This window comes from Spirochaetota bacterium (genome assembly GCA_017999915.1).
Lineage (GTDB): Bacteria > Spirochaetota > UBA4802 > UBA4802 > UBA5550 > RBG-16-49-21.
In genome coordinates this window covers 293,567-315,180 of the sequence record JAGNKX010000003.1, presented here as the reverse complement: position 1 = coordinate 315,180, position 21,614 = coordinate 293,567, and the positions used below count along the sequence as shown (strand labels likewise).

Sequence of the window (21,614 nt, the reverse complement as noted above, 5' to 3'; positions counted from 1 at the left end):
CGGGAGGACACATCCATGAACGTCGTTCTGTCGAGCCGCGGATCCCGCGGCGACGTGTATCCTATCATTGAGATCGGCGCGGCCCTCAAGCGGGCCGGATGCAAGGTGTCGATCTGCGTGCCCGAGATGTTCGGCCCCCGGGCGCGGAGCAAGGGATTGAAGCCGCTTCTCTATTCGGAGGACAGCGCCATGGTCATGCAGGAGCTGGGAAGCGGCATCGGCGCCATCAGGACCGCCATAGACTGGTTCTCGCGGGCCATTGACGAGCAGATCGAGTTTCTCATAGGCGAGACCGAGGGCGCCGATATGCTGGTCACCAGTGTAAACGAGGTGGCCGTACCAACCGTCGCGGAGTACCGCGGCATTCCCCATTACCGGATCGCCTACACGCCGGTGCTCCCCGGTTACCATCCCCCACCCCTCATTCCATGGCAGAAGCTCCCGGCAATAGCCAACAAGGGCCTCTGGAGCGCGGTCAACTTCGGCACGGGTCTCATGTTCAGGAAGCATATCAACAAATATCGCGGAAAGCTGGGCATGGCCGATATCGGCGGCGTGAATTCATATTTCACCGGCCGCAGCCATACGGTGCTCACCATCAATCCGGTGCTGGCGCCGCCCTGCCGCAGCTGGAGCAAAAACTACGATTTCAGCTACACGGGATACTGCTATGGCGACATCGACGGGGGCCTCAGCCCGGACCTTGTCCGGTTCCTGGAGGACGGCCCGCCGCCGGTCTATATCGGCTTCGGCAGCGTCAGCGTCGATGATTCCGACTCATTCACCGGCCTAATCCTCGATGCTGTGAAACGCGCGCGGTGCCGCGCCGTCCTGGGAACGGGATGGACCGGCCTGGGGAAGACCGAGCTCCCGCCGGAGATATTCCCCGTGGGCGACACGAACCACGCGACACTTTTCTCGCTTTGCGCGGGCGTCGCCCACCATGGCGGATGCGGCACTACCCACACCGCGGCCAGAGCCGGCGTACCCCAGTTCATCATGCCCCAGATCGCGGACCAGTTTTACTGGGGCCACCGCATTCACACCCTTGGACTGGGCCCGGCGCCGGTGCCTCCTAAAAGGATAACCGTGAAAAAACTGGCCCTTGCCCTTTCGGAGCTAGCGAACAACAGGTTCATGGCGAAAAACGCGGCTGCACTGGGAGTGGAAATGAAGGACGAGAACGGCATTCCCGGAGTGGTGGATATAGTGACGGGACGCGCTGTCGACACCGAACTGTACGCTGGAGTGGGCGGCGCAAAGGCATGAAGGCGGGGTTGCGCAACCCCGCCTTCATGAAAATTATATTGTTATTTCTTTCCCTGGAAATGGTCCATGGTACTCAGGAGGCCCGTTACTCCGGCCAGAATATCGACTACCGTGGCGGGAAAAATCTTCATTAGAGGTATAAGCTTCACGATGAAGGGCAGCTTCAGGTAGGTCCATTCGCTTTTGATCGATCTGAGGGTTCGCCGGGCAACTTCTTCCGGCTTGAGGATGGGCGACAGGGGCGGCGCCTTGTATCCTGGAAACATGCCGGTATCGATCGCCGATGGGCACACGCACAGGGTTTTCACCCCTTTATACCCGAACTTTTTCAGCTCCATCCGCAGTGTATCGATAAATCCGACGATGGCGTGCTTCGACGCCACATAGGCCCCCATCCTCGGCACGCCCACAATACCCATGGCCGACGCCACAAAAACGATATGGCCGCTGTTGCGCTTCATCATGTCAGGCAGGATAAGGCGCGTGAGGTATGCGCCGCCGACGAAGTTGACCATCATGACCCTCTGGAAATCCTCGAAGTCATATTCCTGGATGAACTTCCCCGTTACCATGCCCGCGTTGTTGATAAGCACATCGATCCGGGCGAAGTCTTTCGTTACCTTTTTCACCAGCCCGTCGATTGCTTTTTTATTGGAAATATCGCAGGTATAAGCCTTTACCTTTGCGCCTTTGGCCGCGCATTCCTTGCGCGTCTCCTCAAGTTTCTTTACGTTAACATCGATCAGTGCGAGGTTGGCCTTTTCATCCGCCATCATCAGCGCCATCAATCTCCCGATGCCGGTCGCCGCGCCGGTGAGAATGACATTTTTTTCAGCAAAAGACTTCATTGGATCCCCCATAGGTAATTGTATTTTCGCGCCGTCATGTCAGTATTGCGTTCAATCCTGTGATGGCTTGCGCGGACAGCACAGGCTTTTTCCCGGGACGCTGAGAGCATGGCATCAGATGCCGTATGACGGTCAAGAACATTAATGCAGACATGCGGCCGGAAACTGATTTTTTCGCTGTCTAATCATCATTAATTATTCAAGTTTGATAAAAACAATTGGATTGTCAATCAATTTATTGGATATTTATCCAATCTTAATGTATCCATCACCGGGCCATGCAGCGCCCTTCTCATTCTGAACACGCGCCGGCATCATCATCGGCAAGGGCCGGTTTGTTAACCTCGATGCCGATGACGGTGATGTCGTCGCGAAGGGGATTGCTTTCCCGGTAGCCGGCCAGTACGTCGAAGACGGCGTCCAGGGTATCGGAGAGAGCCGGCCGGTCAGCCTTCCGGAACAGATCGATCAGGCCATCTCCGAACCCTATAGGCTCGCCCATGGAGTTTTTCGTTTCCGGCATTCCATCGGTATAAAAATAAATCCGGTCCCCCGGATTGAGCCGCACCACTGTATCGGTGTAGCTCACATCATCGGTGAGCCCGATAATATCATTGGACACGCCGGAGTAGCTGAAATCCCCGTTTCCGGAACGAATGATCGGAAACGGATGGGCCCCCACCGAAAATTTGAAATCGACGTATTCCATGCCGCCGCAGGGCGAGCAGACGCAGTAGATTCCGGTCACGAAGTAGGATGTCATGTAATCAAGCAATTCCCTGTTGAGGTTTTTCATGAAGAGCGCGGGTGTGTCTCCGTAATCGCGGAAGACGCGGCTGGTGGCCGACTTGAGGAGGGCAGTAAAGAGGGCGGCGGCGATGCCGTGTCCCGTCACGTCCCCAATGAACAGCCCCATGACATCGTCCCGGGATGTAAAAAATGAAAAATAATCGCCGCCGACCATCTCCAGGGGCTTATACCGGTAGTCGACGTTGATCCTGTCGCTCCCAGGCTTATCGGAATTCATGATTCCCTTTTGCGTCGCCTGGGCCAGCCTCAGGTCCTCCTCCATCTTTTCATTCCGCTCCCGGAGCAGCTTTTCGCTGATCTGGAGGTCGGCCAACAGCTTTTCCTTCTCCTTGAAGGCCTGCGCCAGCTCCTCCTGTCCCCTTTTTCGCTCGATGATCTTCCACAGACCATCCATGAAGAGCTGCAGCTGGCGGATATCCGTATCATTATAAAGCTCGCCCTTGTTGGCCACGCCAGAAATGGCCTCGACCCTGCCGTTGCGGACCACGGGAACACTCATGTGCCGCACGATATGGGAATGGCCCTCAGGATAGCCCTTGCGGCCGGGCAGGTTCTGGTAATCGTTGTGGACGACCGGACGCATTGTGCGGGCGCAATCCGCCCATACTCCGGCCATGGACAGGGGGTAATGGCGGTCCTTTGACGCTGTGCAGTTTTTCATGACCTTCCTGGACCATGTGAAAAGCTCAAGGCTCACCTTATCCTCGCTGACAAGATGGAAATAGCCGATTTCACTGCCCGTGAGCCGCACCGCCTCTTCCAGGGCGTAGTCGACGGTTTGCTTCTCAGTGGGGAAGTCGGTCTGGCTCAGCTTGTACAGCGCGTCCAGGCGGGCCTCGCTGAGCCTGCGTTCATCCTCTATCAGCCTGTGACCGGTGACATCTCTAAGCACGATAATCCTTCCGATCTGCTGCCCGACTTTATCCATGACGGGCGAAATCTTGAGGTCGTAATAATGGTCCGTCCCGCCAAGCGCCAAAACTATTTCCGTCTTGATATCCATCGTGTCCTTGAATTGCATCGCCAGGTCGCGCCAGGGCAGAATCAAAGACGTTATTGGCTGACCGATCAGCAACTCCGGCACCTCGCTGTGGATTTCCAGGAAGGCCTCCGCGACGAGCCTTTGCATGGGTTCGTTGATATCAACGATCCTGTTCATCCGGTCTATGACGAACATGCAGTCTTCCATGCTGTCGATCAATCTATCCCTGGCAATCGGCACCATGTCGAGAAAACGGTGGCGGAATATTGCCCAGGCGAAGAAGAGCGCGCTCACCGCGAGCCCCAGGATGATCGGATTCACTATTAGTCCGGGGATAAGATTGAACGTGGGAATTGCCGACCCGGCAGTCATGATTATCATGCCCAGCCAGAGCGCCATGGCCTGGGACCGGTAAAGCCGTGACATGTGATAGGACCACTGGAAAATAAGCGTAATACCGAAGAGCAGGCAGCAATAACCGAAAACGGAGTGGACCATGAACCAGGGACCCTGGACCCGCGCGCCGACATTCGCGATCATGAACGGCCCTGCGCGTAAAAAATCAACATCATGGATAACCCAGAGACCATGGATACCGTTGGTCCAGAGAATTATCTGCGTCAAAACAGGAATCGCGAAGAGCATCGCATAGCGCACCGGCGTGAGACGATGGCTGCGGCCCGTGTAATGGAGCGTGAACACCAGCCATACCGGCGGGACGCCCGCCAGGGCGATAAACCTCAGGGAGTACCAGAACAGGGCCATCTCTTCGCCGGCGCTGATCATGGCCATGGCGTCAACGAGGATACCCGTTTCCAGCAGCAGGGCCAGGGCTATAAAGGCCTTTGCTCCTATTATGGCCCTGTTCTTGAACGCGAAATATATCACAACCGCCATTACGGTAAAGGCGATTATGTTTGAGAGAAAATAGATGTTATATAACCACACCATGGGTCATCCGTACCCTTACTCAAATACGATCATACGGGCAAATCGAAATGTCAAGGTAATTACTGTTGAGGCGTGGCAGGGACAGGGGCGATCGCTTTACGATTCGCACATAATGCTTTTGTGTATCCGTGTTATCGGATGTCTGGATTAAAAGTATAGCGTTCCTTGCAGTGGACTAGCCCCGTCATGGCACCGGAACGGCATTGACAGCCACAAAGGATTTTATGTTCATCTTGTAATCTTCGATTTCATTCATCATCTGTCCCAGCACTTCTTTCATCGAGTCCCCGCTCTGGCCAATATACGCCAGCGCCCGGCTGCGGCAGGTCCCGTCCGGATCCTCAAGCTTGGTGACATCCTCGGGATCGTCATTGCCGGTGATGGCGCACACGATCCGGCAGTCGGAACTGCATCCGTCGAAGATCAACTCACCGTTATCGGACAGCCAGAAAGGATAGGTGCGGCATATGAGGGGCCGCGCCGGGTATATCCTGCACTGTCCGTCATCCGCCTGGAAAAAGCACGAGCCGTCGGCCTTTTCCTTAAGCTGCAGTAGCCGTTCGTCCTCCAGGGTCAGGTCGTAGTAGTAGCTCTGGTGCTTGTGTATGTAGATGTATTCCTCTTTATCTTTTTCATTTAATTCGCCATAGAGGGCGAACGAATTAATCTCCTCTCCCAGGTATGCGGCTATCCGCTGGGCGTCCTTTAGTGTAAGAAACTTGGCGTGAGACTCCCTGCAGCAATCCATTCCCTGTTTCGAGCATTCAAGACAATAATTAGACATGACTCCCCCCTTTTTATATCACTGGCACGCGCTCATATCGGCGCATGCAACACGTTACAAGTACTATTAGAGAATCGCGGCTAAGGTTAAGACGTGATCGTATAGGTAAGATTGACTGGCCATGGTGATGACATTGGTGATAGTCATCTGGCGTTGAGCTGCCCATTTGTAACTCCCCCGAGTTTGCCGACCCTTCAGCGGCGGCGCTAATAATAGGTGCATCCAAAATTGCGTTGGTTACATCTCAATTATTGCGCCGTATTATAAATTCCGGCTTATAAATGTCAAGCAGAAATGCGACATAAAACCGGAAAGAGTGATTATTATTGGGCTGTTGACAAATTAATTATTGACTTATTGTATTACAATATGTCAACTAAAAATATTGGGAGGTGGTCCCCATGAAAGATGTTTATATTACAAGCGCAGTCAGAACGCCGGTCGGGAAACAGAAAGGGTACCTCAGGGAATATTCGGCTCCGCAGCTTCTTGCCGTTATCCTGAATGAAACTATAGACCGCGCCGGGATAGACGCAGCCATGGTAGACGATGTGATCACCGGCTGCGTTTACCAGGTCGGCGAGCAGGGATTCAACCTGGCCCGCATGGCGGTCCTCGAATCAAAATTGCCGATAACTATCGGCGGCATCACCCTGAACCGCCAGTGCGGGAGCGGTCTCTCCGCGATCCAGATTGCATATGGGATGATCGCTTCAGGCCAGATGGATATGATCATCGCGTCAGGCTGCGAAGTCATGTCAAAGTACGGCATAGCATCAGACTTGAACTGCACTCTTTCAAACGGTCAGAGCGCGGGCCATCCCATCAGCAAAGGCTACATGGAAAAGTACGGAATACCGAACCAGATGGGCTCCGCACAGGCCATTGCGAACCGGTGGAAAATCACCAAAGAAGAATGCCAGGACTTCGCCATTGCGAGCCATGAAAAGGCCGCCAGGGCCGCCGGGGAGGGATATTTCAAGAAAGAGATCCTGCCGACCAGGGGCCTGGACAAGGAGGGCAACGCCTTTGTCTGCGAAACCGATGAGCCGGTCCGCTCCGGCGTGACCAGGGAAGGCCTCAATGCCCTCAAGATTCTCCCCGGGACGGAGTGGATGACCGCGGGCCTGTCAAGCACCGTCACGGACGGCGCATCAGCCGTAATGGTGATGTCCGGTGACAAAGTAAAGGAGCTCGGTTTAAAGCCTCTGGCGCGGATCGTTGCCAATGCGGTGGTCGGCTCGGATCCCATATTGATGCTCACCGGACCCATAACCGCCACACCGAAGGTGCTGGCAAAGGCGGGACTGAAACTGTCAGATATAGACATTTTCGAGGTCAACGAGGCCTTTGCGCCGATACCGCTGGCCTGGGCGAAGGAGCTCGGTGCTGACATGGACAGGCTGAATGTCAATGGCGGCGCTCTCGCGCTGGGCCACCCTGTGGGGAACAGCGGCTGCCGCCTTTCCGTTACCGCCATTCATGAATTGATCCGCCGCAAAGGAAGATACGCATTGGTCACGCTCTGCACGGGCGGCGGCCAGGCGCCGGCGACGATATTTGAGAGGGTATAAAGCGTCACCCCTCCCTTGATGGGAGGGGCCGGGGAGGGTGAAACCGTCCTTATCATCACCCCCACCTTCCCTCCCCCATCAAGGGGGAGGAACCTCAAGGAGGCGGCCCATGGAAGAAGAAATACGGGAATACGGAAGCTGTTTTGTAACCGTGAAGGATAATTACGCCATCGTGACCTTCAACAGGCCGGATAAGCTTAACGCCTTCAGCCCCGATCTTTTCGAGGGAATTCAAAAAGCATACGCCGATGCCAAGAAGGATAAGACGATACGGGCCCTTATCTTCACCGGCGCCGGGGACCACTTTTCCGCCGGGGGCGACGTCGCTCTTGACATCGAGCCCCTCAAAAATCTCAGCCACAAGGAATTCAAGGAATACTTCGATCCCCTGGTCGAGCTCTACATGGACCTCTATAACCTGGACAAGATCACTATCGCCGCGGTGAAAGGTTTCGCCCTGGGAGCCGGCTTCGAGATGACCCTGCTCTGCGACTTCCGCATCGCCGCTGATACCGCCCAGCTGGGCGAGTTCTTCGTCCGCATGGGTCTTGTCCCGGAAGTGGGCATGTGCCTCCTGCCTAAAATAGTGGGTCCCGGCATGGCGCGCTATCTCTGCTATACCGGCGAGCTTATAAACGCCCAGGAGGCCTACCGTATCGGCCTGGTCGAGAAGGTGGTGACCGCGGACCAGCTACTGCCCGAATCGGAAAAGCTGGCCCGTCGGCTGGCGCGGGGACCCGCTGCGGTCGGGATCATAAAAAAAGCCATGAACCAGATCGGCGGCCAGCCCCTGGAGCTGTCCACCGACATCGGGGTCCATTATCAGTTCGCCGCATCGAGGACGAAGGACCATGCCGAGGCTGTCAGGGCTTTCCTTGACAAACGAAAACCGAAATTCACCGGCAACTGATCATAATTAAAACCTTGACGAGCGGGGCCAAATCTGGTTATAGTGATATTGCAACAGGAGAGGCCAATGGTTTTCATCAGCCGCGCTACATCCCTGATGACCCTGCTTATAATGATAGTTACCCCGCCGCTTTTCTCCAAGCCCTTTGTTATCAGCGACAGCATCACAAAGCAGGTTATGGGTTCGTACCTTGATTATTTTGTCGACACCTCGGGGAAGTTATCCATAACGGACATCTCTTCAACTGCGTTCCAGGAAAAATTCCGCAGCCTGCCGGAAGCAAAAAACAGTTTCGGATTCACAAAAGCCGTCATATGGCTGAGGGTAATCGTTGAGAATAAAACCGACCATGTTGTTCCATGGCTTCTCGATTTCGGATATCCCCTCATCGATGACATCTGCTTCTATCAACCGTATAAAAAAGACCATGCATCACACTGCACCGGGGACAGAAAGCCATACAGCACAAGACCCATCAACCACCGTTCCTTTGTTTTCCCGGTCGCTTCGCCCGCCGGCGAATCGACATGCTACGTCAGACTCGCCTCCGGCGGTTCCATGATAATATCTTTAACCGCCTGGCGCGAATCATCCTTCATGAAACGCGCCTTACATGAATCGATTTTTATCTGGATGTTTTACGGGATAATGATCGCGCTCATCATCTACAATCTTTTTATATTCCTCTCCATTCGAGAATTGAATTATCTCTACCTGTCGCTGTTCGCCGTCAGCAACACGCTCCACACCCTTTCTTTCAACGGCGTCGGATTCCAATACCTGTGGCCGAACCTGCCTGAATGGGGCAACATGGCCAACCTTGTATTCAACAATTTTGTCTGTGTTTTTTCGCTTTTATTCACCCGGAGCTTTCTTGAAACCCGTCTTCACATGCCGAGATTTGACAGGCTTATGCTTCTTGCTTTTCTATCTATCATGGCCACGTTCCTCTTCATGCCGTTTATCGAATACCGTACCGCGGCCCCGGTGGTGACGTTCAACACCGGCGTCCTCCTTGTTTTATATCTCGTCTCCGGAGCGTACCTGCTTGCCAAGGGATCGCGTCCGGCCAGATTCTACATGACAGCCTGGCTCTGCATGTTGCTAGGGGCTTTCGTACGGGTTCTCAACTCCTTCGGCGTGATACCCGAAAGCTTTCTGGTCACCTGGGGCACCGATATCGGCGCGGCTCTGCTTGTGACGCTTCTTTCTCTCGGCATCGCGGACAAGATCAACGTGTTTCGCCGGGAGCGGGAGCAGGCCCTTGAGGCCACCAGGGAAGCCGAGGAAAAATACAGGGCCCTCATCGAAACGACGGATACCGGCTATGTCATCATCGATGAATCGGGCAGGGTCCTGGACGCCAATTCGGAATATGTGCGTCTCACCGGCCGCCTGACCCTCGATGACATTCTCGGCAAGAACGTCACGGAATGGACATCTCCCGCCGACAGGGAAAAGAACGCCGCCGCGGTGGAAGCGTGCATGCGGGACGGATTTATCAGGAACCTGGAGATCGAATATGTCCATGGGAACGGCGCAATTGTTCCGATAGAGATCAACGCCACGGTAATCGACAGCAAGGAAGGAAGGCGGATCCTCACCATCTGCCGGGATTACACATACCGCAAGACGGTCATGGACAACCTCCAGGCTTCGCTCCGCGAGAAGGACGTTCTCCTCATGGAGATACATCACCGGGTCAAGAATAACCTGCAGATCATCAGCAGCCTCATTTCCCTGCAGTCGGGCAAGATATCTGACAAAGAGGTGCTCATGCTTTACGAGGACCTTAACAGCAGGATCAGGGCGATGTCCCTGATACACGAGCACCTGTACCAGACCGGCGACTTCGCCCGTATCGACTTTGCCGAGTACATCATGATCATCACCGTTGATCTGCAGAACACCTACCGGCTCTATTACGGCGACTGCGTCGTGGAATACGATACGGACCACATCGAGCTTGACATCGTCAAGGCCATACCGTGCGGCCTGATGCTCAACGAAATCATATCGAACAGCTTCAAGTACGCCTTCCCGCCGACCTTCGAGGGACGGGCAACGGTGCGCATCTCCTTCCATGAGCACGGCGGCGACACGATCAAGCTCGTCGTGAGCGACAACGGTGTCGGTCTGCCGCCGACGGTGGAGCCCGAGATGAAGAAGACCCTGGGCCTCTCCCTCATTTATCTCCTGGCCGATCAGATCAGGGGAACGGTCACGGTCGACCGGGAGGAAGGAACGAAATACACCGTTATATTCAGCAAGAGCTGATCCGCGGCTTTGGAGGCCCCGTGTCACTGGATATCTACGACAAGGCAGGTAATATCGTCCCCGAAAGCTTCCGCGCCTGAATGAATCCGTATCTCATTCAGGAGGGCTTCAAGAAACGACCGGGGAGGATCATTGACGTGGCTGGCGATAAAATCCAGGAAACGCCCCTCGCCGAACATATCGCCCTCCCCGTTCCTGCATTCAACGACGCCGTCCGTATACAGGACCAGCCGGTCCCCCGCTTCCACCGCGACCTCGTTCTCCCCGATACTGAGATCGGTGAACCACCCCAGGGGGGAGCCCATGGCGTCTAGCTCTACGCATTCCCCGCCGCGCCTGCGGCAGAGGATCTGGGTCGGATGTCCTGCGCTGGAGTATCTCATGCGGCCCCGGTCGCGGTCGATCACGCAGTAAAAAGCCGTCACGAAGTTCTGCCGCACCGTGGCGCGGCAGATCACCTTGTTCAACTCCATGAGCACCGCGCCGGTCTCCGACCGGTCGCCGATCCCATCGAGGGCCATCTTCGTCACCGTTGCCAGGAAGGCCCCCGGCAACCCGTGCCCGGAAACGTCAGCTATGAAGAATGCCGGGACGCCGTTCCATTCACCGTAATCGAAAAAATCCCCTCCCACCTTGTCCACCGGGATGTAGGCCGAATGAACTTCGCAACCGGCCGTGGTGCGGCCCTCTTCGGGCAACAGCCTCATCTGGAGGAGGCGCGCCGTTTCAAGCTCGCTTTCGATCTCAAGGTTGCGCCTCTTGATGATATCAAGAAGGTGCTCGATGGTCCACGCCCGGTCGCCCAGGATCGTAAATGAAACAATGACAATGCTCGCCAGATGCGGTATCAAAGAAAAGTGCTCGTATCCGCTCAGGCCGGCCAGGGTCAGGATATTGCTCAGGATATAGATGCCGGAAGCGCCGAGAATGATCGAAACGAGGATGATAAGGATCCTGCGACGGCGGGACGCGTCTAGCTCCCGGCGATACCCCTGTATCAAAACAACCACGGCGGCCGCGATGCCGGCCAGCATGTTTATCGAATATAGAAAGTACATCCGGGTCGGCTCCCGGTGAACGCGGCCGTCAACGATGGTAAAATCCCTCTCAAATCCCGGGAGCGGCCCGGGCCAGAGGAGGACCATTGCGTAGTAGAGGGCCACGCACACGGCAGGGACGACAAGCAGCGATTCCAGGGGGTTTACCCGAAAATGCTCGTCGATAAAGGCTCGCGAAAAAAAATAAAATAGCACGCCAAAAAAGGAGCCGATGCAAATCTGGAGCGGGAGCAGCAGGACCGCGGCGCCGCAATGGGTGAAATATACAATGCCGGCGAAGAGCCACAGCGACACAGAGATCATAAAGATGGAAAAGAAGCGGTTGGCCCTGCTCCTCCGGTTATGAAAAAAAACGGTGAATCCCAGCGCCATGATGAACATGGGAATTATAAGGGTTAGATACGATCGCGCCTCCAAAGAAGGCATTACCTTTTCCTGCCCTTCTTCATGGTCCCCAGGAACCATTTTTCCTCGCGGCTCTTCAATGACGATTCGCCGACGGTGACCGCGAACCCATGGCCTTTCATAATGCGTACGATATCCTCTTCGGAACGATAGTGCATCGGGAGTCCCCTGACCCTGATCCATGCCATCTCTATCATCCTGAGAGGGGCGCGCTTCCGTGACGGCACGGTCCCCCGGATTATAAGGGTACCCTTCGGCAACATTCGCACACGGAGGCGGTCCAGGAGAAGGCCCAGGTCGTGATCATCGAGATAGTGGATCATGTCGATGGCCGTCACCGTGTCGGCTTTCCCCGGGAAATCCGGTATGTCCGGGGCCTTTCCGACCGTAACAGAACCGCGGCCGCCGATGGCCCAGGAGGCCGCCCGGGCCCTCTTCACGTCCGGCTCGATGCCATAGAGTCGGGAGCCGGGGAAAAGCTCCAGGAGCCATATTGCCGGAACGCCGTAGCCGGTGCCTATATCCACGATCGTTTCAGGCGATCCCGCCATCCGGTGGAGCTCGCCGAACATCGGATCGAACCTCATCTTGAAACGGGCGAAGAGCCTCGGATATGGCTCCATGCCCCGGTAACGGTACTGGACCCGCGCGGCGTGCTCCTTCGAGGCGGCCTCAAAGGGCGTGGCCGGAAGCTCTCCGGGGACCAGGACCCTTTTCAGCAGCGGCGGGACGATCAGGACCGTGCCCGCGAAGGAATATCCTATACCGAGGAGCAGCGTGATTCCCGCGTTTCTCAGGAGGGCGTGCTCCGCAACGCTGAGGACGCCGAAGCCGATCATGGTCGACGCGGCTGAAAGGGCCACCGTCAGGCGTATCAATCCCACAGACGGGTGCGCCTCATCCATGTAGCGCTGGTGGGCCCGCACCAGGTACAGGGCGTAATCCGTGCCCATGCCTATGACGATGACCGTGACGATGATCGTGGGGATGCCCGGCTGCTGGCCCAGGAGCTTCATGGTTCCGAGGGTGCATATGAGCGAAAACAGGGTCGGCGCCAGGGATATGGCGGTCAGCTTGAGGTCCAGGAGATACAGGAGCGCCACCGCCGCAGTTATGGCGCCAACGATGAGGGCCATTTTTATGAAGCTCGACAGGATAATCCCGCCGAGCCGGTCGGCAAAATAGGACGGGTCAAAGAGCCTGGTATTTCCGCCCGCGGAGACCCGTTCGTAAAAACGGTCGGCCCGGTACGAGGGACCGGGCTTCAGCACGGAAAACTGCGCCCACCCCGTGCTTTCCTTCATGGGATGAATTCCCAGCACGGAAAGATATTTTTCCGGTATGGGACGGGGCTCGAAATCCCTGCGGCCCACGGTTTTGAAAAATGTATCGAAGGCATCGGGAGCGAATCCGGTTTCCCTGGACGCGTCTTTCACGGCTCGCTTCAGCGACGCCACGCGGGCCGGCGTCCAGAAGGCCCTCCAGGCGGCGAGGTTTTCCTTCATGCGGTCTTTTCCTGGGAAAATCATCGACGGCACGAAGGCGGCGGACAGGACGCCGGAGGCCATATCCTTATCGAGCTCCCCGGCCGCGCGGTCGCCCAGGCGCTGGAGATCATCGACGCTTCTCCCCTCGGTCATGAGATAGAGATTGGAGAGAACGTTGCCCCAGGTCTTCGTCACCAGCGCCTCGGCCTTGAGGGTGCTCCTGCTCACCGTGTTCATGGACGCGAGATCCACCTTGAAATCGGGCCTCGCGAAGAGGAGCATGAACGCGCAGAAGGCCGCGGCCCCATAGACCTTGAAGAGGGGCCCCGATCCCATGAGAAGATCGACGAACCTCTGTAGGGGCACAAGGCCCTTTCGGCGGGCCGGGGGCATGACCGGAAAGACCACCGGGAACAGCGTATGCACGAAGATATAGGTGAACACGACCCCCAGGGACGTGAAAAATCCTATCTGCGCCAGGGCGGAAAAGCCGCTTATAAAAAGAAAAGCGAAGCTTATCGCGGTGGTAAGCATCGACAGGAGCCCGAGCCCCCAGACCTCCCTGGTCGCCTCCATGCCCCGCGTCTCATGGGGACGGTCGAGGAACAGAAGGTAGGCGATGCCGTAATCAACGGTGAAGGATATGATGGTGCCGCCGAAGCCGATGGCGAGGATCGAGATCTCCCTTGAAAAGAGGGAGAACACGAAGGCGGCGGCGATGGTGCCCAGGACCGCCGGCACCAGGGCCAGCACTCCCATGAAGGGCCGGGGGAATCCCACCAGGAGGAGTATGATTATCCCGATCGTCGCGAACAGGACGGCCTTCTCCGTGTCCCTCCTGGCCGTGTCCTCGTTATCGAGGGCAGCCCTGAAAGCGCCCACCGGCGTTACCGTGAGGGCAATGCCCCTGGGCTTGTATTTTTTATCCAGGTCGGCCGCGCAGGCCCGGATCAGTGAATCGATCTTCCGCGCAACGGCGGTATCGGTGGCGGATCCCCTGGGCTCCGCGGTTATGAGGACATGCCTGCCGTCGGCGGAAAGGAGACGGCCCTGCACGATCTGGACGTTCCGCGACGGCGCCAGGTGGGCCATCCGCGCCAGCACCAGGTTTTTCAGGCCCAGGGGGTCCGACGCCATCATGTTCCCCTGGCCGATCCCTTCCAGGTTGAGGAGCTGGGAATAGTTATCGGCAAAGGTCTCCTTCACCCTGTCCGGCGCCAGGAGGGGTCTCACCTTTCGGTCAAGCTCTTCCGCGGTGAACAAGACCGGCAGGTTGTCCATGATGTACGATATGAGCTCGGGAAAAATGGTCTGGTATTCATCGAGGCCGACGCTCCGGAAGAGGCCGCTCTCCGCGAATCTGCCCTCGATCAGGGCGGCCCCGGCGACGAGCGAGTCAGTATCGGCCCTGGCGCAGCCCAGGTCGATGACGATCCGGTCCTTGACCGGGTGGTGCGTCATGACGTACTCGGCGTCGGCGATGACCCGGTCATTGACCGGCAGCGATTTGGTGATGTCCATATCGACGGCAAGACGCGATTTGCCCAGGTAGGACATGGCCGCAGCCGCGATGACTATCAGGATGATATAGGGCAGCCTGATATGCTTACGTATCATTCCTTTCATACTGCTCATCAGATATCATCTTCCATGTCTTTAAAGTCTTCATCATTGTCCAGATCATCTTCCTTGTCGAAATCGTCGTCACCGTCGTCATCCTCGGTATCTTCGTATTCGGCATCGTCATCGTCGACGCCTTCGGCCGTATCGGCCTTGACTTCCTTGCAGGCTCCAAGACACCGGGCGCTTTCCGTCTCGCACCGCTCGGCGCAGCCGGTATTATCGGCGGCCATGACCATGCACTGGTTGAGGCACTGGGTCTTCCGGTCCTGGCACTTTTTGCGGCAGTCGGCGGTCTGGCCGAGGATGGTCCCGGACGCAAACAGCACAAGGAACAGCGCTATCGCCGATATTCGTTTTTTCATGGTTTACCTCTTGCTGCGGGATTATTAATTGTTTTCAAGAACCAGGTTCGACTGGATGACCTCGCGGGTTTTCGCCATCAGCTTGTCCATGGTCTCCTGGGTGTAGCCATGCGTATCGATCGGTTCGCCCACCGTCACCGTGATGCGGCCCGGCCTGAAGACAATGCTTCCCTTGGGAAGCACGTACATGCTTCCATTGACGGTTATGGGAAGAATGGGATAGCTCCTCTCCAGCGCTACGACGAAACCTCCCTTTTTGAATTCACGGAGTTTTCCGTCGGCGGAGCGGGTCCCCTCTGCGAAGAACATAACGCTTGCGCCCGCCGGTAGCCGGTCCAGGCCCTTGCGGATGCTCTCGCGGGCCCGCTCCGTGTTGCTCCGGTCGATGAAGATGTTCCGCGACGCGTACAGGGCGTGGCCGAACAACGGTATCTTCAAGGCTTCTATCTTTATGGTCCACCGGTACTGTATGCCGAGGGAGGTGACAATGGCCAGGATGTCGAAAACCGACTGGTGGTTCGAGATGATCACGTAGGACCTCCCCTTCTCGATCTTCTCCCTCCCCTTGATTTCGACGCGGGTCGCGGTTATCAGGAGCATGACACGGGCCCATATCTTGGACATGGAAAAGGCCAGGTTTCCCGTGGAATTGAGCAGGGACGCCACTATCATCGGCACGAACAGGATCAGGGTCATGATGACCGCCCATAAGTAGATCCAGAATATTTTCGCACAACGCACGATAAAATCCATAAATTGTTCCCTCCGCGATTAACGTCCCGCCTTCCTGTATTCCTCCTCTTTCTTGAGGCGCTCCTGCTCAAGCTGCCGCATCCGGCGGAAACGGTCCCATTCGCCCTCATCGAGGACCTTCCAACTCCCCTTGCCGCGCTCCTGGTTGATAAAATCGTTCTTCAGCCTGCGGATCACTGCGGGCCTGCCAATGACAATCCAGAGGATAAAAAAAAGCGCCACCGCCGACAGTATGAAGATGTTCCTCCCGAGGCCGCCGCTCAGGTCAACTTTCATGGCGATGACCAGGAGTCCATAGGCCAGGGCGAAGACCAGGGCGACCGCCATGAGGGCGAGGAAAAAATTGGGTATCCACGCTGGACAGAGCATGAATTTCTTCGTGTCAACTTCCATCGCGTGGTCACGCACGCCGTTCATGTCATAGGAGAATTTCTTCGCGTCACCGCCGGGATCGGGGACCATGGGAAGGCTTTTAAGCTTATAGGTTCGTTTCATGTGCCGGGCTCCTATCCTATGATTCGTTTGATACACATACCGGCAAAGTTCAAATCTGTCCAATACTTTTTGCCGCACCGCGAGGCCGTTGAACGCCGTTTCAAGTGTACGCAGGTATCGCCATCGGAAGAACTTTGTAACGCAAAGGAATGAATCCGCGTTCTAAAACAGAAAACCCCTGAATGCCTCAGGGGTTTTCTTTAGCCAGCAACCAGAGTCGAACTGGTGACCCCGTCATTACGAGTGACGTGCTCTACCGACTGAGCTATGCTGGCGGTAAAATCAGTTGTTAACGATGCTGACTATAGCCAAAACTGTCAAGTTTTTATGGGGGTTGAATTATTTTTTTAATAATCTTATATTGTCACTCTCAATAAAACTAACCATTATTAGCAATTAGTGTACAGCTGTCTGCTGGACTTTTTCTTTGAATAATATAAATATTTTTTTCTTGATTATCTAACTGTCATCGCATCAATAATCCCCATGATAAAGAATAAATGCATTGGACGACCTGGATATTATACCAGATGAAGAGATTTTATCCTATTTTTATATTAATTGGTATTTATTTATTACTATGGGCAGTAATACTCATTGCCTGGCACAAGAACGATATAAACTCAGTCAATGGAGATGAACCCCATTACCTGGTGATGGCACACGGTATTGTTACTTATGGATCGTTTGAACAAACCAGGCCATACAAAGATGAATTTTCAAAGAGAAGCATTTTCAAAAAAGGCCTTGCTCCACAAGATTCAAATCCTTCACCTGAGAACACACAGGCCGTACTTGGCCCCCATGGTTTATATAATATACACAATATAGGTCTCCCGATAATCATTTCTTTGCCATACAAGTTTGGAGGAGTAGCCGGCGCCAAGATATTCATGGTATTAATAGGCGTTACCGCCATACTGTTTACATGGAACATAACAGGTATATTTAGCGCCAATACAAAAATCAGGTTTTTATCAACACTCGCCTTATGCATTGCCCTCCCGTTACTCCCTGCCTCCAATCAAATTTATCCCGATTTACCTGCTGGCATTGTTTCATTGAGCGGATTATATTGGTTCATGACATTGGATAGGAAACGTCCCATCTTCCAGGAATTTATTTGGGCCGCGGCAATAGTTTTTCTGCCATGGCTGCACATCAAATTTTCAATGGCATGCGCCCTGTTGATTATCGCCTTGATGATCAAAAAATTTATACTATTCAAGGACATGAAAGGAATATCAATACTCGCCGTTCTCTCCGTGTTGTCTTCTTTTATTCTTTTTGCATATAATTATTATGCTTTCAATAGGCTTTCAGGGCCGTATCCAACAGGAACATTTGAGTTCAGTGGAACATCAATAATGGTACTATTCGGTCTTCATGCCGATCAGAATCAAGGTTTTTTAATGCAGAATCTAATTTTACTAATAGGCCTCGGATCGATAGGTGGTTTATACAGAAGGGATAGAGCAACTGCTATAATCTGGCTATTTGTTTATGCATCACTATTAATTCCAAACGCTTTTCTTCTCAACTGGTATGGTGGCACGAGTTTTTCTGGAAGATTCGGATGGTCGGCAGCAGTTGTTTTTTTCCTTCCCACGGCATTGGGACTTGCCAGGATTGATGAATACAGTAGTAAATTGTTTAAGACTATAATTGCGATTACTGTATTATTGCAAGCCTACTTTTTTTTCAACTATGCGCTTTGCCATCTGGATTTATACAACAAGCCTCCCTTAACGATGCTTGATAGTTATTCGTTGTTTTACCACCCGATCCAAAAATGGTTTCCTGCATTTTACTGCACTAACTGGGCATACAGGTACACCCCCAACTATGCGTGGGGGGTGCTGATTGCACTACTAGTAGCATCAGGATTCGCTTCGGCAAAAAAGATAAAAAAACGCATTATTATTTCATTAGCGATTGGCTGTTCATTTATCTTTGCAGCCGGATTTTATGCATTTAACTTGCGGAAATTATTCGATATATTTATTTGATAATAGTTACCCGATTACCAGCAGATGGTAGAGCCCATGTAATAGATCATTTTCAGGCTGACCCTTTCCCTCTCAGATAAAACATACAATCTGCCGTCAGTCCTTAATCCCGTACACCTGGACCTTGTTTTTCTTTCCTTTCACCTCGATCTTTCCGATGGGCTTCAATGCGAGTCCCATATCCCTGATCTCGTTGCGCACCGCAGCGCTGATGATGATATTGCATTCATAGTCCTTGGTCTTTCCCTCGAGGCGCGACGCCAGGTTCACGGTGTCGCCGATGGCGGTATAGTCGTTCTTCGCCTCGCCGCCGATGTTGCCCACCACGGCGGAGCCGGTGTGGATGCCGATGCCGATCCGGAGGCCCTCGTTCACCAGGCCTTTCATGCGCAGCTTCTCGTTCACCGCGGCCATGCGCTCCTGCATCGCCATGGCGCACCGCACCGCCTTTTCCGCGTGGCGCTCCACGTCGTTGGGCGCGTTCCAGAACGCCATGATGCCGTCGCCGATGAACTTGTCCACGCACCCTTCCGAGGCCAGGATGAGGCCGCACATCTCCGGCAGATACACGTTGAGAATATCCACCACGTCCTCAGGCCTGCTCATCCTTTCCGAGAGAGCGGTAAAATTCCGTATATCCGAGAAGAGCACGGTGATCTCCCGTCGCTGTCCCTTGAGGATGCCAGTATCGCCGCTTTTCACGACACGTTCCACCACGCGGGGATCGAGATAGCTCCCGAGCACGCTCTTCAATAATATGCTGTCCCTGCCGAGGATGTAGTGCTCGAAAAGATAGCCCGAGCTGAAGCCCAGGGGAAGGGCCAGGAGCGGCGGTAAAATCGAAAGCTCATAACGGCAGACTGCGAAGAGGCCGAAGGCGGCGGCCAGGTATGCCGCCTCGGACGCGGCCACGACCGCGATGCCCCTGGCAGTTGAAAGCCTGGTGAGCATGATGCCGCCCAGGGCAAAAAGGAAGCAGAGGGCCATGGCTATCGCGGTACCGCTCTTTCGGATATATCTCTGGCGCAGCATGGTGTCGAGGATATTGGCGATGATCTCTACGCCGTACATGGTGCGGGAGGATCTATTTAACGAAGAAACATAGGGAGTATTGTGTATGTCCATCAGCATCCGGTCCCACACGCCGATGAGGACGACGCGGTCCCTGAAATGCCGCGCCAGGAAGGTCGGATCGTTTTTTTTCCTGTTCACATCGATCATCGGCACCGCCCTGAAGGTTTCCGGCGGGCCGGCGTAATTTATTATAAGGGCGCCCTGATCGAGTGGAATCGCCCGATTTCCCGCCTGGAGCCGTCCATCCTTCAGGATCACTTTTTCATCTGTTATCCCGTGGTAACGCATGAATATCTTGAGGGGGAAACTTGCCCTGGTCCCGTCGCCGCCATCGGCCAGGACGGCGCGCCTTATTATGCCGTCATCGTCCTCGGATAGCTCCACGAAGCCGAAGCTTACGCCGGTGGTCTTCTCCGCGACCGGAAGCATCCTGATCCTGTCCCCGGGGCTCATGTCATCGCCTAGGCCCAGCAACTCTTCCAGGTGCCGGGCGATATAAATGGGGATATCGCCCGTTTCGGACGAATAGGGCAGAACCAGGTTTCCTGTTCTTAAGAGAACTTCTTTAAGGCGATCCTTTTTCGCCTTGTACCGGTCTGTATCAGTCTGGGCCAGGTGGAGGATATCAAAACCGATGGCCCTGGGCCGGGCCGATGCGATCGTCCTGATCGTATCGGCGAATTCACGGTCCCAGAATATGACCGGGGCCTTGTAGGCCCCCAGAGTCTTCCTGTCTATACCGACGATAGTTATCGGTGAAGCGCCGGCCGGGGATGCGGCAAGGGAGTCCCTGAAATGAAAGAAGCTGTCAAAAACCTTGTTCTCCAAATACCCATGCAGGGCCGTGCGGCTGAACAGGGCTATCAGGGCAAAACAGGCGAGGAGCACCCCCGCCCTGCCCGCTGTCTGAATTCTTTTTTTTACCATGGGCCCCTATTCCATCATGTTCTTTAAAAGCGCGACGCGCTCCTTCAGTCCGGCATTGCCGCTGTCCAGAGACAGGGCCTTCTCGTAGGAGGCCAGTGCGTCGGCAATCTGTCCGTGGGCCTCGTAGAGTTTTCCCAAAAGGATATGCCTGTCCGGGGAAGTTTCAGCCGTCATTTCTTTAATGGAAGCCTCGTCCTTGCGAAGCGACTCGCGATCAGCAGCGCCGAAGAGAGAAATGGTGCCGCTGACGCCGGCCAGCACTTCCCCCTGCGCTCCAACCGCTTCTATCAGAATATCATAATCCCTGCCCTCGGCCATGGCGGGAGCGCTTTCAGGATACCGGCAGCTGTTCTTCTCAACCGCGGAGCTCCAGAGGGTCTCGCCGCCGTCCTTGATCACGACCCGGTACGAGGCCCTTCCCTTAACCGGCGACCAGAGGATCAGCGGCTTTTGCGGCAGCAGCTTTTCGCTGTAAAGCTCGATCCGCGGCGCCTGCTTTTTGCCGCGCACAACGTAAACCCCGCGGCGCTCCCCTTTTTTCCTGAACCTGAGGATGAGGGTCCCTTTTCTCTCCCCCGTGACCATTTCCGGTATCTTCTTTTCATTCTTCAAGAACACCTCGAGGGCCGCGGCGCAGGCCTTCCTGTCAACGGCGTAGGTCTTTGAGGATTTTCCTTTTTTAAAGGTTATGCCAGATCCGCCAATGGTGAAAATGGCGCTGCCCCGGATTTCATAGCCCCTGGCGCCGCAGATGCTTATCCTCGCCTTCGCGCCCTCTGCCAATTGCACCAAATCGCCCCTGAACAGGAGGTCCATACCGGATATCATGATTTTATCCTTGTTGCGGAGGATATATCCTTTTCCCTGGATCCCGGCCACGAAGCCTGCCGCGGAAGGCGCGGCATCATGCCCCTGGGCCGGCATCACAAGAATGAAACCGGCCAGAACAACCGCCACGATACATGTCAACCTGTGCAGGGATTCCATAACACTTCTCCTCAATGATAGTTCTAACA

The 21,614-nt window shown here is 55.0% G+C and carries 15 protein-coding genes and 1 tRNA gene; 5 read left to right on the top strand and 11 right to left on the bottom strand.

Going from position 1 to position 21,614, the window contains the following annotated elements:
• Positions 1-15: 15 nt before the first annotated feature.
• Complete coding sequence (locus KA369_06995) at positions 16-1,269, top strand: glycosyltransferase family 1 protein (GenBank protein MBP7735704.1); 1,254 nt, start codon at positions 16-18, stop codon at positions 1,267-1,269.
• 41 nt (positions 1,270-1,310) lie between these two features.
• Here the strand turns inward: KA369_06995 and KA369_06990 are convergent, their stop codons facing one another.
• The 3 genes from KA369_06990 to KA369_06980 form a co-directional block, all read right to left on the bottom strand.
• The gene (locus KA369_06990) at positions 1,311-2,117 is read right to left on the bottom strand and encodes an SDR family oxidoreductase (GenBank protein ID MBP7735703.1); all 807 of its coding nucleotides are present in this window, start codon (positions 2,115-2,117) and stop codon (positions 1,311-1,313) included.
• A 292-nt stretch (positions 2,118-2,409) separates the two neighbouring features.
• On the bottom strand, positions 2,410-4,860 hold the full coding sequence (locus KA369_06985) for a SpoIIE family protein phosphatase (GenBank protein ID MBP7735702.1): 2,451 nt from the start codon (positions 4,858-4,860) through the stop codon (positions 2,410-2,412).
• A gap of 184 nt (positions 4,861-5,044) precedes the next feature.
• Positions 5,045-5,644, bottom strand: a complete 600-nt coding sequence (locus KA369_06980) for a YkgJ family cysteine cluster protein (protein ID MBP7735701.1) — start codon at positions 5,642-5,644, stop codon at positions 5,045-5,047.
• 401 nt (positions 5,645-6,045) lie between these two features.
• Here KA369_06980 and KA369_06975 point away from each other — a divergent pair, with 401 nt between their 5' ends.
• The 3 genes from KA369_06975 (at position 6,046) to KA369_06965 (ending at position 10,405) form a co-directional block, all read left to right on the top strand.
• Positions 6,046-7,218, top strand: a complete 1,173-nt coding sequence (locus tag KA369_06975) for a thiolase family protein (GenBank protein MBP7735700.1) — start codon at positions 6,046-6,048, stop codon at positions 7,216-7,218.
• 109 nt (positions 7,219-7,327) lie between these two features.
• Positions 7,328-8,128 carry an enoyl-CoA hydratase/isomerase family protein gene (locus tag KA369_06970; protein ID MBP7735699.1) on the top strand — a complete coding sequence of 267 codons (801 nt, stop codon included), beginning with the start codon at positions 7,328-7,330 and terminating at the stop codon, positions 8,126-8,128.
• A gap of 66 nt (positions 8,129-8,194) precedes the next feature.
• The gene (locus tag KA369_06965; protein MBP7735698.1) at positions 8,195-10,405 is read left to right on the top strand and encodes a PAS domain S-box protein; all 2,211 of its coding nucleotides are present in this window, start codon (positions 8,195-8,197) and stop codon (positions 10,403-10,405) included.
• A 23-nt stretch (positions 10,406-10,428) separates the two neighbouring features.
• Here the strand turns inward: KA369_06965 and KA369_06960 are convergent, their stop codons facing one another.
• The 6 genes from KA369_06960 to KA369_06935 form a co-directional block, all read right to left on the bottom strand.
• Complete coding sequence (locus tag KA369_06960; protein MBP7735697.1) at positions 10,429-11,889, bottom strand: SpoIIE family protein phosphatase; 1,461 nt, start codon at positions 11,887-11,889, stop codon at positions 10,429-10,431.
• On the bottom strand, positions 11,889-14,972 hold the full coding sequence (locus KA369_06955; protein ID MBP7735696.1) for an MMPL family transporter: 3,084 nt from the start codon (positions 14,970-14,972) through the stop codon (positions 11,889-11,891). The genes KA369_06960 and KA369_06955 overlap by 1 nt, the downstream gene beginning before the upstream one ends.
• Positions 14,973-14,989: 17 nt before the next feature.
• On the bottom strand, positions 14,990-15,340 hold the full coding sequence (locus KA369_06950; protein MBP7735695.1) for a hypothetical protein: 351 nt from the start codon (positions 15,338-15,340) through the stop codon (positions 14,990-14,992).
• 24 nt (positions 15,341-15,364) lie between these two features.
• Positions 15,365-16,093, bottom strand: coding sequence for a 1-acyl-sn-glycerol-3-phosphate acyltransferase (locus tag KA369_06945; GenBank protein MBP7735694.1), 729 nt, complete (start codon positions 16,091-16,093; stop codon positions 15,365-15,367).
• Between the two features lie 18 nt (positions 16,094-16,111).
• A complete protein-coding gene (locus KA369_06940) occupies positions 16,112-16,588 on the bottom strand; it encodes a hypothetical protein (GenBank protein ID MBP7735693.1) in 477 nt (158 codons plus the stop codon).
• A 202-nt stretch (positions 16,589-16,790) separates the two neighbouring features.
• A tRNA-Thr gene (locus tag KA369_06935) sits at positions 16,791-16,863 on the bottom strand.
• A 255-nt stretch (positions 16,864-17,118) separates the two neighbouring features.
• On the opposite strand from KA369_06935, the gene KA369_06930 reads away from it, so the two are divergent.
• Positions 17,119-18,597: a hypothetical protein gene (locus tag KA369_06930; protein MBP7735692.1), complete on the top strand. Its 1,479-nt coding sequence runs from the start codon at positions 17,119-17,121 to the stop codon at positions 18,595-18,597.
• 96 nt (positions 18,598-18,693) lie between these two features.
• On the opposite strand, the gene KA369_06925 is transcribed toward KA369_06930, so the two are convergent.
• Complete coding sequence (locus KA369_06925) at positions 18,694-20,598, bottom strand: adenylate/guanylate cyclase domain-containing protein (protein MBP7735691.1); 1,905 nt, start codon at positions 20,596-20,598, stop codon at positions 18,694-18,696.
• 6 nt (positions 20,599-20,604) lie between these two features.
• Complete coding sequence (locus KA369_06920) at positions 20,605-21,585, bottom strand: tetratricopeptide repeat protein (GenBank protein ID MBP7735690.1); 981 nt, start codon at positions 21,583-21,585, stop codon at positions 20,605-20,607.
• Between the last annotated feature and the right edge of the window lie 29 nt (positions 21,586-21,614).